Genomic DNA, 14,983 nt, shown 5'->3' with positions numbered 1-14,983 from the left:
GATCTTTGCCGTTAGCGGGGTGGTGATCCGCGCCGCGCTATCGCGGCGCGGCAATTCAGGGGGCCTCCGTCAAGGCCGCGACGACGGCGAGGCAATCCCCAGTGTTGATGAGGCCGGGGAAATGACGTGCGGCAAGAACGCCGTCCAGCGCCGCCCGATAGTCAAAGGGTATTGATCCGGTGCGGCCGACCGGATGCACCCGGGCGATGATCTCTCCGGCCGCAACCATGTGGCCAAGATCCTTCACGGGTTCGAAAAGGCCGTCCGCTTCGGCAAAGACGAAGCAATCGGCGGACGGCATGTCGAGCCACTGCGTTGTTCCCGTCTCCGGCGCGCCGGCAACGATACCGGCTTGCTTCAAGACGTTCAGAACGCCGCGCTTGGCAATGGAAGCCGTGCGTGCTGATATGGTTCCACCACCCGAAAGCTCGGTCGTCACAAAGACCTTGCCCATCTCCTCGGCGGTCGTGTCGTACATGCCGACTGCATCGATCTCGATCATCCGCATGGAATAGGGCGCGGAAAACCCGGCGACCGCATCGAAGCAGGCCTTTTCCTGCCGTTTGTCCGGCAGCGCATGGGCGGCCGCATAGGGCAGGAAATCGAGTGTTCGGCCACCGGAATGGAAGTCGAGCACGATGTCTGCCAACGGCAGCAGGTAACGGGTGAAATAATCAGCGATCTTTTCCGTCACGCTGCCGTCGGGCCGACCGGGAAAACTACGATTGAGATTGCCCTTGTCGATCGGAGACGTGCGGGTACCGGCCTGAAACGCCGGATAGTTCATCGCCGGGACGATAATGACCCTCCCCTTGACCTCTTCCACCTTTAATGTGCGGGCGAGATCGAAAAGTGCGACAGGCCCCTCATATTCATCGCCGTGATTGGCACCGGTCAAAAGCGCCGTCGGACCATCGCCGTTTTTGACGGCGCAGACCGGGATCATGATCGAACCCCAGGCGGAATCGTCACGCGACCAGGGCAGGCGCAGGTGACCATGTTGGACGCCATCCCGATCGAAATCGACGGTCGGCGTTATGGGTGATGGGCGTGTGATCATTGTCATCATGTTCATGCCGGCCGATCACTTCACGACGAGTTTGCGGGGTACGTTGGACAGGCATTCGACACCGCTCTCGGTGATCACGATGCTTTCCGTGATCTCCATGCCCATGTCTTCCAGCCACAGCCCCGTCATGAAATGGAAGGTCATGCCGGGCTGCAGCTCCGTGCGATCGCCAGGGCGCAGGCTCATGGTGCGCTCGCCCCAATCCGGCGGATAGGACAGGCCGATCGGATAACCGGTGCGGTTGTCCTTGACGATCCCGTATTTCTTCAGCACCGCGAAGAAAGCGTTGGCGATGTCTTCGCAGGCGTTGCCAGGCTTGGCCGCGGCAAGGCCCGCCTCCATGCCTTCGAGCGTTGCCTTCTCGGCATCCAGAAAGGCCTGGGTCGGCTTGCCGAGGAAGACGGTTCGCGACAGCGGACAGTGATAGCGGCGATAGCACCCTGCAATCTCGAAAAACGTCCCCTCGCCGCTCTTCATCGGCTTATCGTCCCAAGTCAGATGCGGAGCCGACGCGTCAGCGCCCGATGGCAACAACGGCACGATTGCAGCATAGTCGCCACCAAAGCCATCGACGCCACGGATACCGGCATCATAGATTTCGGCGACGAGATCGGATTTGCGGATTCCGGGCTCGACTTTCTCGACGATCCGCTTATGCATGGCCGCGACGATGCGGCCAGCCTTGCGCATATAGTCGAGCTCGGTCGGGCTTTTGACGGCGCGCTGCCAGTTGACGAGCCCCTGAGCATCCTTGAAGCGGGCATTCGGCAGGTGCTTGACCAAGGAGGCATAGGCCGCAGCGGTGAACCAGTAATTGTCCATTTCGACCGCGATCGAGGCTTTGGCCCAGCCGCGTTCCTCGATGATCTGTGACAGGAGATCCATCGGATGGCGTTCGGTCGACTGCACATAATGATCGGGATAGCCGATGATGTTGTCGTGGCTGAGATAGGCCGTGCGCTTGGCGCCGTTGGCATCCTGGCCTCGGCCATACCAGATCGGCTCGCCGGAGCCGGGCACCAGCACGCATTGATGCACATAGAAGGACCAGCCGTCATAGCCCGTCAGCCAATACATGTTGGACGGATCGGTCACGATGATGAGATCGATACCGGCCTTCTCCATGGCTCGCCGCGTCTTGGCAAGCCGATCGGCATATTCGGAGCGGGTGAAATTGAGGGTCGGTTCGCTCACGCTGGATCTCCTGATGCTTTTGTCGTTTCAATTGCTTGTCCCGCACCGGCAGCGACGGCGCGACCATGGGCAAGCGTGGCAATGGCCGTGTCCTGCACGCCGGTGCCGGTCAAATCGCAGAGCGTGATTGCCTCGCGTGACCGACGGCCGGCGGCTTGGCCGCAAATGATGGCGCCCAGTTCAGGAAAGGCCGCGTCTGCTCTCACAAGACCTGCTGCGATGGCATGATGCAGTTCGCCGAGCCGGCGGGTCTGCTTCAGGCTATCGGCGACATAGGGAGCGGCCCGCAGGATCGCCGTTGGATCGATCTCGTTCTTATGCTCGGCATCCGAACCCATGGCTGTGACGTGCTGGCCGGGCTCCAGCCAGGAGGCGTCGAGGATTGGTTTGTTAGACGGCGTGGTGGTGACGATGATGTCGGCGCCGCTGCAGGCCTGCTTGGCGTCAGCCTCGGCTGAAACCGGAAAACCGAGTTCGGCTGTGAGCTCATCTGCGAGCCGTTTGGCCTTTTCCGCGTCGCGTGCCCAGATACGGGCAGCTTCGATCGGCCGTACCAAAGTCAATGCGCGAAGCTGCAAGCGTGCCTGCATGCCGGCGCCAAGGATTGCCGCGACCCGGGCATCAGGGCGGGCAAAATGTTTTGCGGCAACGGCGCCCGCGGCGGCCGTGCGCACATCGGTCAGATAGCCGTTGTCGAGCAGCAGCGCTTCGACCAATCCGGTATGCGCCGACAGCAGCATCATCAGCCCGTTGGTACTGGGCAGGCCAAGCGAGGGATTATTGAAAAAGCCAGGGCTTACCTTGATCGCGAAGCTATCGACATCAGGCACATAGGCCGTCTTGACATCAACTTCACCACGATGGGCAGGGATATCCAGCCGCATGATCGGCGGCATTTCCACTGCCTTGGTCGCCAAGGCCGCGAAGGCTTGTTCGACGCAGTCGACCGTATCTGCGTCAAGCTGAACGATTTTGCGCAAATCACTTTCCGTCAGCACAAGCACGCGCGCCATCACCCCACCCCTGATTTGATGCCGTTGACGATTTGGCGATGGACCACCGGATCGATGTTGCCGCCGGAGATGACAATCGCTGTTGGGCTATTCAATCTGATCTTGCCGGCAAGCAGCGCCGCGATACCGACCGCACCCGCGCCTTCGACGATTTCGCCTTCGGCCGCTGCCGCATGGCGGATACCGGCCGCTATCTCGTCTTCGCTGAGCAGGATCACATCGTCGAGAAGGTCGCGACACATGGCAAACGTCAGGCGATTGTCGAGTCCGATGCCGCCGCCAAGCGAATCCGCCAGGGTTTCGACCTCCTGGACTTCAAGCGGCGCACCGACGGCAAGGCTCGCCACCATCGCCGCTCCCCGCTCCATCGATATGCCGATGACCCTGGCCTGCGGCCGCTTGGCCTTGATGGCAGCCGCAACGCCCGACGCCAATCCACCGCCTGACAGGGGCACGAGGACAAGCGCCACATCCTGCAGGGCATCCGCGAGCTCGAGCCCGATGGTTCCCTGGCCGGCTATCACGTTGGCATCATCGAAGGGCGGCACGAAGCTCATGCCCTCTTCCCTCACCAGGCGCTCGACCTCGCGCATGGCATCATCCTGGGATTGGCCAACGATGCGGACCTCGGCTCCAAGGCTGCGGATCGCCTCAACTTTATTGGCGGGAACGAGCGCCGACAGGCAAACGATCGCCCGCGCACCCAATGCTGCGGCGGCGTGCGCAACTGCTCTGCCATGATTGCCCGTGGACGCCGTTGCCAACCCGCGCGAACGTGCCTCCTCGCTGAGACACAGGATCGCATTCGTCGCTCCGCGAAGCTTGAAGCTGCCGGTCGTCTGTTGATTTTCCAGTTTGAGAAATACGGGTGCGCCGGATTGGCGGGAGAGCGCCTGCGAGCGCATCAACGGCGTACGGACGACCTGTCCGACAATGCGTCGCCGTGCCTCTTCGATATCGGGCAACGTCACCATCGCGGTCATCGCGCGGTTCGTCGCACTGAAAATGCCATGATTGACGTCAGCACGATTTCATATCTCTTTCGCCACCAATGTTCACGACATCAGCGTGAAAGAGACAAAAGACCATGTCAATCTTATTATTGTTTCATTACAATTATGCATTGGCATATGCGCCCGTTCTGGGCGCACGTGGCCAAAATCTCTCAATTTGGGAACGCGGATATGGTTATCTTATCCGCGTTCCAGACTGGGCTTCTCCGCCCTAAGCACGACCGGTGAGTCTAACCTGCCCGATCAAAGCCTGCTGTCAGGTGGATTTATCGAAGCGTGCCCTTCACGCAGCCTGAACAACGGCATGCAGCGGGATTTCAACGTCGATTTCCAACGTCGAGACGTGTTCGTCGCAATCCATCTTGACTTGCACCTTATCGCCGTCGAGCTGCACATGCTTTGCTATCACGGCGAGGATTTCCTCCCTGAGCAGCGATACCAAGTCCGAGCCCGCCGACGAGCGTTCGTGGGCGAGAAGCACCTGCAGGCGTTCTCGCGCCGCCGGTGCGGTTCTTTGTTTGCCGAAAAGACGAAAAATGTTCATGCCGCCCTCCGTCCGAATATCTTGCCGAAAATGTTCCGCTTCTCGCCGGGAATCGTGATCGGCAGAATTTCGCCGGTGAGCCGGCGAGCGGCATCGAAGTAAGCCATGGCAGGTGCGCTGCGGCTATCGGCCAGCGTGACAGGGGCGCCGATGTTGGAGGCGCGCAGGACATCCATGCTTTCCGGAACAATGCCGAGGAGCGGAATGGAAAGGATCTCCAGAACATCGTCGACCTTGAGCATGTCGCCACGCTCTGCGCGGTTGGCGTCATAGCGGGTCAGGAGCAGGTGCTTCTCGATCCTCTCGCCGCGCTCAGCCTTAGCCGTCTTGGCATCCAGCAAGCCGATGATGCGGTCCGAATCGCGCACCGACGAGACTTCCGGATTGGTGACGACCACCGCCGTATCCGCATGGCGCATGGCCAGAGTAGCGCCGCGTTCGATCCCTGCGGGGCTGTCGCAGATGATCCAATCGAAGTGTTGCTTCAAATCGTTGATGACGCGCTCGACACCCTCGGCAGTCAGGTTGTCTTTGTCCCGGGTTTGCGAGGCCGGCAGCAGGAACAGCGTATCCAGCCTCTTGTCGCGGATCAGCGCCTGGGGGAGCTTGGCGTCGCCATGTATGACATTGATCAGATCGTAGACGACCCTTCGCTCCGCCCCCATGACGAGGTCAAGATTCCGCAGCCCGACGTCAAAATCGACGACAACGACCTTATCATTTCTCTGCGCCAGAGCCGCTCCAAGCGCGGCGGTCGAGGTCGTCTTGCCAACCCCGCCCTTGCCTGACGTGACTACGATGACTTTCCCCATCTTGCTCTCCTCTGTCGTGGCCGGCTGCCGGCTCAGATAAGTTTCTCTGCCATGATCGCATCGCCTTCGAGCCAGAGCTGAACAGCCTGTCCGCGAAGGTTGGGGGCCATGTCTTCTGCCATCTTGTAAATACCGTCGATCGCGACCAGTTCCGCCTCAAGCTTGCGGCAGAAGATGCGCGCCGATGCGTTTCCGATCGAACCCGCCATGGCTCGGCCGCGCAAGCTGCCGTAGATGTGCACCGACCCGCCCGCGATGATTTCCGCACCCGAAGAAACCGATCCGATAACCGTGACATCCCCTTCGGGGAAGATCACCGATTGACCCGAACGCACCGGTTCCCTGATGACGATGGACTGCGTGGCTGGCCGGGCCTCGGGAGCCGTCGGTCTGCTGCGCACCTCGACGACTGGCTCCTGCACCGGAACCTCGTTTACAGGCACCTCGATATCGGAAACCGGCCGACCCCCTTTGAGCGCGGGAGGCATACCCGGCCCCAGGATAGAAGGGCGCGCACCCTCGATACCCATAATGCTGACATTGCGTCGGGCAAGTTCCCCGATCAGGTCCTTCAACCCCGATCGGTCGATCGACAGATCCGTGAGGTCGAGCACGACCGGGCGTCCCAAAAAGAAGCCCGCCGAACGTGCGGCGAGATCATCCAGCCTGATCAACCAATCATCGATGGGAAGATCCGGGGAAAGCATGACCGCCAGGAAGGAACGGCCTTTGATGCGGATCGAGCGAGCGTCTGTTAGCACTTTGGTCATCTGTGTAAATATTTCGTTGACCCTGTGTACCGCCGCTATGGTTAACAAATGGTTAACGCAATCAGGATGGCGCCCAGCATTGCATCGCCCTGCTGCAGATTTTATTGTTAAATTTCAGCTACTTACAACCATGACCGCCGATCAGGCCTGCGTTAATGAAGGCACCAAAATTTAAAGCGGCCACGAGAACTCATCGCTTCTATTATTGGGGTCGTCGATACCGGAGCGCCGAAAGAGGCCAATTGGCCGCTTGGTGCGAAAGCGTGAGCAAATCGTCTTCCGACTCAGTTCAATGATTTGGTAGCGCGGCTGGTTTTCCGAACAAAAAACCCTGCACATGAGTCGCGCCTGATGCGCGAGCGGCATCCAGGTGCTCGTTCTTTTCGATGCCTTCGGCAACGATGATCGGGGCGACGCAAGATGCAAATCCGACCAGATATTGCAGGCTGCTCTGTCCCTTTTCTGAGGTCCGCACGTTCCGCACCAGCGAAGCGTCGATCTTGATTATATCGGCCGGGACCGTCAGCAGTCGCGCGGGCGTGGCCATACCCGCTCCAAAATTATCGATGGCCACCCGGCAGCCAAGCGTGCGCACGGCTGCCAGCCTCTCGACGCCCTCACCCACCAGTGGGTAGGTTTCCGTGATCTCCAGCACAAGCCGCGGAGCGAGTTCCGAATGGCGCTCGATTTGCCGGAGCATCTGTTTCCAGTGATCTGTGACAGCCAAATTGGCGGCGGAAATGTTGCATCCGAGTACGAGATTTGGATCCCGAGCCAAGCTCGCCAGAATCAAGTCCAGCATGCGCGCATCAAGATCGAAGGACGCGAGGGAGGATTCCAAATAGGGCGCAAAGGATGCAGCACGATGGACAACGCCACGGGCATCCGCAATCCGGGCAAAGCACTCCCAATAGAGCACCTTTTCCGGAATATCGATTTGGCTGACCTTCTGTGCGGCGAAACTCAGTCCGCGATCGGAAACAGCCTTGGACATAGTGAGGAATACCTCCAGCGATGCTATTCCCAGTCATTGTTTTCGACTGTGGCAGGCCGCCAAATCGTTGGCGCGTACGTCCTTACACGGAAACCTACAACCGAACGGCGTCGTCGGGTTATTTGAATTTCGTATGTTAGTAACTTATAAGTACATCGGGACGACTAATGGTGTCAAATCCTCAATCACTGCGAGCTTTTATGCAACCTTTCTTTTGCGTCGAAAGGCGGCCCGTGTTCCTTGTCCACAGGCAATCGGTCACCTAAAGCTTACACGATTCGGCCTTCCAAGACAGAATCAGAGGCCGCCAGCATTGCGTAACTAGCTGAGTCGGAGATCGAGCTCGCGATAGAGCTTCTTCAAATTCGGCAATGATTTGAGCTGCCACGAAATCTGTTTGGAACCGCGCACCGTCATCTGCACGTCGGCACGTTTGCGGGCCTCTATCGTCAGTTTCGCAAGCAAGTTTATGCCCGACGAATTCAGAAACTGAAGGCCTGTCAGATCGAGCGTCAGCCGCTCAGGGTTTTTCTCGAGCAAATCGGTCGCCAACTGGAAGATCGGAGCATAGGCATCCGATCCGGCCAGACGCATGGAACCGTCAAAGAACACGACATGTCCTTCAGTCCAAACGCGAAATGCCTCTCCTCTGATTTCCATGGTCAAAACTCAGCCATTCTGGACGGAAGGGATCGGTAAGGAGGCATATGTCTCCAGATGAGTCGGACCGTTGGGCCGATTCGCATCAAAAGTCCACGCCAAGTCAGTCTCATAGTCACTCATCAGCGTCAGCAGGCCAAGGCCCGACTCGCTGCCGAAAGTCGACGCCGCGTTCTTCTCGATTTGCCGAATAAGGAGGTCCGCGGGGTCATCATTGGTTATCTGGGCAAGCAGATGCTGAAAACGCGCAGCATTTTCGTTGTCGATAAAATTCGAAACCCTCATGCGAAACCGCTCTCCTTCTATCGAAGCCGCAATGCCAATTTCACCGGATACACGAAACTTCACGGCATTTTCAATAAGTTCGTTGGCGACGTAACCGATGTCATGGCGAACCTGATGATAGACCTGACGTAACCTCTTGTAACGCAAAGCCGTTATTTCAGCGATAAAATCGGATGTCATGGAACAATGGGACCAGCTTAAAGCGAGCGGTCCGTCAAGCAATCGGAGGAAAGTAGCGCTGTCTGCACTGCTGTTTGCTACAAGATCTGCGAGCCCAAAGACGACGGTCGCCATGCTATCACCTATGTCTCATTACAACCAGAGTTATATCGTCGTGAATCTTCTGCGACCCGATATAAGTCATGAGGTTTTCTAGAATACCGTTCATTACGTCCTGGGCAGTGCCGCCATAAAGATGGCGCGCCGATTCACAAAGCCGTTCAATTCCATACAATTCGCCGCTTCTGTTCTCAGCTTCCGTGACCCCGTCGGTGTGCAGAACGATGATGTCGCCACGGCCGAAGGCGACTTCTCTGGTGTCGACAAATTCGGAAATATCCGAATCGAGCCCCACGGGAAGCCCGAGGTCGCCTGTTTCTATCCGCTCGACCTCTCCACCTTGTCTCACGACAATCAGATCCTCGTGTTGGCCGGAAAGCGTCAGTCGCTCCCCGTCATAATCGAGAAAGGCGAGGGTTAAATGTTTGTCGGTCTTCGTTCGTTCGATGTTCTTGTAAATCGTGCGGTTGAGATCGGTCAGGAACTTCGTCGGATCGGTCTCCCCGGCCTCCTGCAAGGCGCGCGCGACGGACTGAACCATCAGCATGAGCACGCCGCTTTCAAGGCCATGGCCGGTGACGTCCCCTATTCCGATCTTCAGTCTTTTTCCGTCCTGCAGGATGTCATAATAGTCGCCACCGACCTCGTCAGCGGGGCGCATAAAGGCAGCGATCTCCAACTCTTCGATGGCCGCAAGTTCGTTTTGGCGCGGCAGGACCATGAGCTGTATCCGCTGGGCGACGGCCAGCTCGGCACCAAGCCGCACGTTCTCGCTCTTCAATTGCGTGTTCAGCGCCGAAATTTCCTCTTTCGCCTCGGCAATTTCCTTGGTTCTTTCCTCCACCAGCGATTCCAGATTTTCCGTGTGGAAGCTTATCTCTTCCGCCATGCGGTTGAATGCAACGCCAGCCTGACCCACTTCGTCTTGCGACGGGATATCAACCCTGACCGAATAGTCTTTCGCCTGAATGCGCCGTGCTGCCCCTGCGAGCGCGCTGATACCGCTGGTAATACGCTTGGAAACCGCAAATACCGCCCCGATGACGATCATCAGCGATATGGAGATCGCCAGGATCTGGTAAATAAGGATGCGGTTTGTCGCTCGCGATATTTCTTCCTGCGCAGCAAAAAGCGAGGCATAAATCTCTCGCTCCGGCACCACAATTCCAAGCGACATCGCTTCCTTTTGAATGGGACCGGAAACCCAAAGGTTGGTCGGCGCTATCTGCTTGACGACAACCAGATACGGAATCTTCTCTCCCTGCTCGTCCAACATAATATGCTGAATGACGCCGTCACGGTCCAAGGGAAGCGTTGCCAGCGCCTTTTGCGTGCTGTTGCGGAAGGAACGATCAAGGCCGGTCACGCCCTTGTCGCCGGTCTCGCTCGAGGAGCGCAAGCCAATGGTCTTTTCGCCTGCGTGGTTGATGGCGACGACATTGCCGTTCGACATCGTCAGGAAGCCGAAGCCAGTGTCGGCAACCTTTACGCTTTCGACGATACCGGCCAGTTGATCCAGCGTGATATCGGCGCCGGCGATGCCGGCAACCTCCTTGCGGTCGGAAGACCAGAGAGGATTGAAGAAGCTGACGATCAGCTTACCCGTGATGGCGTCGGTATAGGGTGCGGTTTGCGTGATATCGTCCGCGACAGGACGCGAGCCCGGCTCACGGGCCCATTGTTGCCAGGATTCATAGATGCCCGGAAAGAAGAAATCCCAGAAATTGGCATCGTTGTGGCCCGGATATAGCTTGTCAAAGGTCTGCGCCTGGTCGGTATAAGGCACCGTCCTGAAGATCGGCCGCTCTTTGGGTCCGATGTAATACATCTGCAGCTTGGAGTAGCCGCTCTTCAGCAGGTTCGGCGCGACGAGATCGACAACCGTGCTGGTCTCGATATCCTTTTGCACCGCAGGCAGCGGCTGATGATTTTGGTCGAGCAGGTAGCCCCAGACGCTGATTACGGACGGCGTACCGGGAAGATTCTGCGCCCATCGGCCTTTTGGATCGTAAGTGAGCTTGATGGCGCCAGGTTCGGATTGCGCCAGCGCCTCGCCGACCGCATTGTTTCGGTTGGGATGATCTATCTGCGACTGGAGAACGCCCGCGAGCGTTTTGACATCGGAATGCACCTGATTGAGAAGCAGCCCCACGCGAGCAGCCGTCGAGTCCGCATAGGATTGAATATAATCCTGGCTCGCACGTTCAAGACCCTGGCCCACTTCGGACGTCGCGTCGCGGGACAAACGTTGCACATTCCACAGTGCCAACCCGCCGCTGACGAGAAGGTCAAAAAGGACGGCTCCGCCAACCACGAGGACAAATTTCGCGCGAAACGACCGGATGCCGGGAAAGAAAAATCGGCCAGTTTTTCTGCTCATAGCGGCTTCCGCCCAGAGGCGGCCCAGATCGGCCAGCCGGCATAACCCTTCGGATGAAGGGCGGCGAAGATATGATCCTGGAAGCCTTGGCGGAAACGCTTGATGAATTCCGGCGTATCACCCCGGCGAACCGACATTTCGCCGGCATAGACATTTTCCCAGGCGGTGATGACATCGGCGAAATCTTGCGGATCGCCATCGAGGTTGCTGACCATGAAGTTTTCCATCTCAATGGCCTCGAAACCCGCATCCAACAGCAGCCGGCGGCTTTTCGGGCCCATTTCGACATCCATATCAAAATGGGCGAACAGCGTCGCCACCTCATTGTAGGTCCATTGTATGCTGGCCGCCCGCGGCTCGCCAAGACAATGAGAGTTTTTTTCATTGGTTATGTATACGCGGCCGCCCGGCTTGCAGATGCGGTAGAGTTCCTTGAGCAATATATCGGGCCGATTGAAGATTTGCAGTGAATGGCGACAGGTCACCAGATCGAACTGATTGTCTTCAAGCAGCATCTGTGATGCATCGCCATAGGTATATTCGATATCGCGGATATCGAAATCGGCGGCGACCTTGCGGGCGTATTCGAGACTGGCCACTGAATGATCGAGCGCCACGATCCTAGCTGGTTTGAATTCCTTATGGGCCAACACGGCGAAATCACCGATTCCACAGCAAATGTCCGCCATCGCAATGCCGGCCTGCATGCCGTGGCGCGGTAAAATCTCGCGTTCATGGCGCCAGGTCATTTTCGTCTGCGTCCGCAGGATGGGAATGAAGCTCTCGTCTTCGACAAAGGTCTGACCCGGATAAAAAGCGGAATCATACGCCTCGACGGCAATCCTCGGTTCGATCGCATGTAGATGACGGAATGTCCTCGTCGCCCAGCCAACAACACTGGACGTCACCACGACAAAGCGAATGTCCCGTCGCGTCCGGCTGGCATTGACCAAGAGCCGTGCCAAGGCGTGATACGCCGTCGCATTCATGTGAATGAGGCGTTTTACATTTATATAGAGGACGCCTCTGACTTGATTGATGCTCTTTTCGAGCAAGGCGGTCGTATCGGCGATGTCGACGGGTGATAACGGCCGCAGAATGCCTGAAAGTGAAAACTCCTGGCTGTTTAGATCGAACTGAGCCGAAAACAGCGGAACCGGTTCGTGTGAGCTCAATTCAGTAGTCCCTCCACTGGAATGTCCACGACCACAGTGAGAGCTCGATCTTCCACCTGCTGCAGCGATAGCGATGCGTCATAGTTGATCGCTAAGCCGAGCAGAATGACGTCCTCTTCCGAGACCGAGTTTTCATCGGCGAGTGCGTCGAGATATCTTTGCAGAGCGTCACCTCCCGTCGCCCTTGCACTTGCGTCACAGTACCGGTGCTGTTGTGCGGGGCCACAGGGAAAGGTCAGGGCAATCCGCTCCGAGCGATCCCCTCGGGAAACATTGCAGTGAAGTCGCCCGGAAGCGCAGCCGGAGCGAAACGAGATTTCAAACAGCTCGTTGAGTGCGGATGAAAGCAAATTGGCGTGCCGGACCGGATCGCCTCGGTCGTGGCTCACCATGCGCGCAACGTAGTTTGAGAGCTGATTGCAGTGGAGCCAATCCGACATGAAAACTTCCATTTCCATCTCCAGCTCCAGCATCGGATGAAATGGTAATGCAGTGCGGCCTGCGCTTTGCTCGCTCAATGCCGATCCCCTATCGCCTGGAACGGTCAGCTTCTCGTGGATGCACAGAACCGCTCTGTCTTCATGGTTTCACAATTCCGGACGGAAACCGCTGCGCAGTTTTCCTGGAATTGTTCTAGAGCATCTTATGAAAGAAGATACTCCAATATTCGCGACTACCCACGGAACAGGTCCGACGCGTCCCGTCAACTTCCCACCACCTATTTTTCCTGACTTTGCCACTTTGCCGTATCGTTACGCTGGAGGAACTCCAGGACGGACGATGCAGGCAGAGGTCGACCAAGGAAATATCCCTGCAAACGATCACAGCCGGCGGCAATGAGCCATTCGGCTTGAGCTTGGTCTTCCACGCCTTCGGCGGTGACCTTCATGCCCAGCCCATGCGCCAACGCGATGATAAAGCGAACAATGGTCTGGCTTTTATCGTCGTTCGTCAGATCCTTTATGAAGTACTTGTCGATCTTTATGGAGTCGAAGGGAAAGTTCTTCAGATAGCTTAGGGAGGAATATTCGGTGCCGAAGTCATCGAGCGAGATCTGAATGCCGAGGACATTGAGGGTATTCAACGTATCGAGATTGTTGATCGTGCGCTCGAGCAAAACACCTTCGGTGATTTCGAGCTCAAGACGTTCAGCCGAAAATCCGATCGTGTCGAGCGTCTGCGATACCCTGTCGGTGAAGCCTCCGGTCAAGAATTCGGCGGGCGAGAGATTGACCGCGACCATACAATGCGACGGCCACGTCATCGCCTGCCGGCAGGCTTCTTCCAGGACCCATTGGCCAATTTCCGGCATCATTCCATCGGCTTCTGCCATTGGGATGAATGCGGAAGGTGGGATGATACCCATCATCGGATGATGCCACCGCAACAAGGCTTCGAAACCGGCGACAGACCCCGAACAATCCACCAACGGCTGATATTCGATAAAAAATTCGCCATGCTGCAGCGCCACGCGCAGGCTTCGCCTCAGCAATTCCCGCTGCTCCAGAACCATCATCATGGCCGGCTCAAAAGTGCGCGCGCGGCCTCTTCCCTCACTTTTTGCAGCGTAAAGAGCAATATCGGCGGCACGCATGAGCTGATCCTCCTCATTGCCATCCCGCGGGGCAAGCGCTACGCCGATACTTGCGCCTGAAAACACTGCGATCCCATTCACCAGGAACGGCTTCTTAAAAGCGTTCACCAACGCATCAGCCAGTCGCTCCGCCTCTGACGGCTGGTCTTTGCGGAGCTGAATTACGGCAAACTCATCGCCCGCCAGCCGGTATGCGGTCTCTCCCGGTCCCAGAACGTTGCGTATGCGCTCGGCGGTTTGCTGCAAGACGATATCGCCGGCAGCGTGACCCAGAGTGTCGTTGATCGGCTTGAACTCATCGAGATCGAGCTGCATCAGCGCGATGCCGTTCTTTCCGCCTGATAAAGCCTCGTGCAGACGCGCACCGAACTGCCGCCGGTTCGGCAGGCCGGTCAAAGCATCGTGATTGGCTTCATGCAGCAGAAACGCCCGGTCTGCTTCGTCAGGGGACGGATCCTGACGAATCGGGTTCCTCGTCTCAACGACTGCGAAACCATTGGCGGGCCGGAATATGATAAGATCGCAGAGCGCCTCGCCTGCTCTTTGGAACTGCACATTTCGCAGCCATCCGGTATTGCCCGTCTGCTCAGTGAACATATCCATGCTGGGATCATCCAGCTCCGGGTATATTCCGAAAAGCGTGGCCTGAGAGGTCTTTTCGTCGCCGTAGAACGCCCGGAACCTCTCGGACGACATAATGAGATTCAAATCGCAGTCGTAAAACGAGAAAAGCACGTCGGGTGCGCTGCTGGCCGGCAAAGGTATGTCAAACTTAATGACGCTACTGGCTGCCATTCCGGTCTCCGTCCTGTCCTGGGAACTTTCAGGCTTCGTAATCGCTTTCAATCTCCTGTCGTCTTAGGATCTAACGGACCGAGCCGACACTTGCTATTGAACAAGTATCAAATGGTTATGTTTCAAATATTACGCATAAATAATTTAACAATTGCCGAACTTAAGCCCCACACCTGATTGATTCCGACGACGCTCCCCTCGTTGGGAACACTGTGTCCAGCAGTCATTTACAACATTATGCTAATGAAGTTAGTCCTGTCAAATGTTCAATCAAAAATTGCAGACCGCCACAAAGACAGGCATGGGTTATGCCTGCGAAATAACGCGCTTTTCGCGCAATTTTTCCACGGGAATGATACCCGCATGATAGCCTATCTGACATCCTCGAACGCCGAAAGCGGTTCGG

Annotated in this window: 14 protein-coding genes; all 14 read right to left on the bottom strand. The window is 57.3% G+C overall.

Annotated features, from left to right (window positions below; all coding sequences use genetic code 11):
* Positions 1 to 55 precede the first annotated feature (55 nt).
* The 14 genes from doeB to QA648_RS23295 all read right to left on the bottom strand — a co-directional run bounded on the left by doeB (position 56) and on the right by QA648_RS23295 (position 14,577).
* The gene (gene doeB, locus QA648_RS23360; protein ID WP_283054256.1) at positions 56 to 1,069 is read right to left on the bottom strand and encodes a N(2)-acetyl-L-2,4-diaminobutanoate deacetylase DoeB; all 1,014 of its coding nucleotides are present in this window, start codon (positions 1,067 to 1,069) and stop codon (positions 56 to 58) included.
* Between the two features lie 15 nt (positions 1,070 to 1,084).
* Positions 1,085 to 2,263, bottom strand: a complete 1,179-nt coding sequence (gene doeA / locus QA648_RS23355) for an ectoine hydrolase DoeA (protein ID WP_283053876.1) — start codon at positions 2,261 to 2,263, stop codon at positions 1,085 to 1,087.
* On the bottom strand, positions 2,260 to 3,276 hold the full coding sequence (gene eutC, locus QA648_RS23350) for an ectoine utilization protein EutC (RefSeq protein WP_283053875.1): 1,017 nt from the start codon (positions 3,274 to 3,276) through the stop codon (positions 2,260 to 2,262). Before eutC ends, doeA begins: the two co-directional genes overlap by 4 nt.
* Positions 3,276 to 4,259 carry a hydroxyectoine utilization dehydratase EutB gene (gene eutB / locus QA648_RS23345; RefSeq protein ID WP_283053874.1) on the bottom strand — a complete coding sequence of 328 codons (984 nt, stop codon included), beginning with the start codon at positions 4,257 to 4,259 and terminating at the stop codon, positions 3,276 to 3,278. The genes eutC and eutB overlap by 1 nt, the downstream gene beginning before the upstream one ends.
* A gap of 313 nt (positions 4,260 to 4,572) precedes the next feature.
* Complete coding sequence (gene minE / locus QA648_RS23340) at positions 4,573 to 4,833, bottom strand: cell division topological specificity factor MinE (RefSeq protein WP_260305212.1); 261 nt, start codon at positions 4,831 to 4,833, stop codon at positions 4,573 to 4,575.
* Positions 4,830 to 5,645 carry a septum site-determining protein MinD gene (gene minD, locus QA648_RS23335; RefSeq protein WP_283053873.1) on the bottom strand — a complete coding sequence of 272 codons (816 nt, stop codon included), beginning with the start codon at positions 5,643 to 5,645 and terminating at the stop codon, positions 4,830 to 4,832. Before minD ends, minE begins: the two co-directional genes overlap by 4 nt.
* Positions 5,646 to 5,677: 32 nt before the next feature.
* Positions 5,678 to 6,415, bottom strand: coding sequence for a septum site-determining protein MinC (minC, locus tag QA648_RS23330; protein ID WP_283053872.1), 738 nt, complete (start codon positions 6,413 to 6,415; stop codon positions 5,678 to 5,680).
* Between the two features lie 289 nt (positions 6,416 to 6,704).
* Positions 6,705 to 7,409 (bottom strand): EAL domain-containing protein, encoded by a 705-nt coding sequence (locus QA648_RS23325; protein ID WP_260305214.1) that lies wholly within the window; start codon positions 7,407 to 7,409, stop codon positions 6,705 to 6,707.
* A gap of 321 nt (positions 7,410 to 7,730) precedes the next feature.
* Complete coding sequence (locus QA648_RS23320) at positions 7,731 to 8,069, bottom strand: STAS domain-containing protein (RefSeq protein WP_104826911.1); 339 nt, start codon at positions 8,067 to 8,069, stop codon at positions 7,731 to 7,733.
* Positions 8,070 to 8,078: 9 nt separating this feature from the next.
* On the bottom strand, positions 8,079 to 8,648 hold the full coding sequence (locus tag QA648_RS23315; RefSeq protein ID WP_260305215.1) for an ATP-binding protein: 570 nt from the start codon (positions 8,646 to 8,648) through the stop codon (positions 8,079 to 8,081).
* Between the two features lie 4 nt (positions 8,649 to 8,652).
* Complete coding sequence (locus QA648_RS23310) at positions 8,653 to 11,013, bottom strand: SpoIIE family protein phosphatase (protein WP_283053871.1); 2,361 nt, start codon at positions 11,011 to 11,013, stop codon at positions 8,653 to 8,655.
* Positions 11,010 to 12,188, bottom strand: coding sequence for a class I SAM-dependent methyltransferase (locus tag QA648_RS23305; protein ID WP_260305217.1), 1,179 nt, complete (start codon positions 12,186 to 12,188; stop codon positions 11,010 to 11,012). Before QA648_RS23305 ends, QA648_RS23310 begins: the two co-directional genes overlap by 4 nt.
* The gene (locus QA648_RS23300; RefSeq protein ID WP_260305218.1) at positions 12,185 to 12,706 is read right to left on the bottom strand and encodes a ubiquinone biosynthesis methyltransferase UbiE; all 522 of its coding nucleotides are present in this window, start codon (positions 12,704 to 12,706) and stop codon (positions 12,185 to 12,187) included. The genes QA648_RS23305 and QA648_RS23300 overlap by 4 nt, the downstream gene beginning before the upstream one ends.
* 200 nt (positions 12,707 to 12,906) lie before the next feature.
* Positions 12,907 to 14,577, bottom strand: coding sequence for an EAL domain-containing protein (locus tag QA648_RS23295; protein ID WP_283054255.1), 1,671 nt, complete (start codon positions 14,575 to 14,577; stop codon positions 12,907 to 12,909).
* Between the last annotated feature and the right edge of the window lie 406 nt (positions 14,578 to 14,983).

Origin of the sequence: Rhizobium sp. CB3171, from assembly GCF_029714265.1 — a bacterium.
Taxonomy (GTDB): Bacteria; Pseudomonadota; Alphaproteobacteria; order Rhizobiales; family Rhizobiaceae; genus Rhizobium.
Note: the sequence above shows the minus strand (reverse complement) of the source record. Positions and strands in the feature narration are given on the sequence as shown.

Coding starts and splice junctions, on each gene's coding strand:
- doeB (WP_283054256.1), bottom strand. CDS start 1,069: ATGATGACAATGATCACACGCCCATCACCCATAACGCCGACCGTCGAT.
- eutC (WP_283053875.1), bottom strand. CDS start 3,276: ATGGCGCGCGTGCTTGTGCTGACGGAAAGTGATTTGCGCAAAATCGTT.
- eutB (WP_283053874.1), bottom strand. CDS start 4,259: ATGACCGCGATGGTGACGTTGCCCGATATCGAAGAGGCACGGCGACGC.
- minE (WP_260305212.1), bottom strand. CDS start 4,833: ATGAACATTTTTCGTCTTTTCGGCAAACAAAGAACCGCACCGGCGGCG.
- minD (WP_283053873.1), bottom strand. CDS start 5,645: ATGGGGAAAGTCATCGTAGTCACGTCAGGCAAGGGCGGGGTTGGCAAG.
- minC (WP_283053872.1), bottom strand. CDS start 6,415: ATGACCAAAGTGCTAACAGACGCTCGCTCGATCCGCATCAAAGGCCGT.
- QA648_RS23325 (WP_260305214.1), bottom strand. CDS start 7,409: ATGTCCAAGGCTGTTTCCGATCGCGGACTGAGTTTCGCCGCACAGAAG.
- QA648_RS23320 (WP_104826911.1), bottom strand. CDS start 8,069: ATGGAAATCAGAGGAGAGGCATTTCGCGTTTGGACTGAAGGACATGTC.
- QA648_RS23315 (WP_260305215.1), bottom strand. CDS start 8,648: ATGGCGACCGTCGTCTTTGGGCTCGCAGATCTTGTAGCAAACAGCAGT.
- QA648_RS23310 (WP_283053871.1), bottom strand. CDS start 11,013: ATGAGCAGAAAAACTGGCCGATTTTTCTTTCCCGGCATCCGGTCGTTT.
- QA648_RS23295 (WP_283054255.1), bottom strand. CDS start 14,577: ATGGCAGCCAGTAGCGTCATTAAGTTTGACATACCTTTGCCGGCCAGC.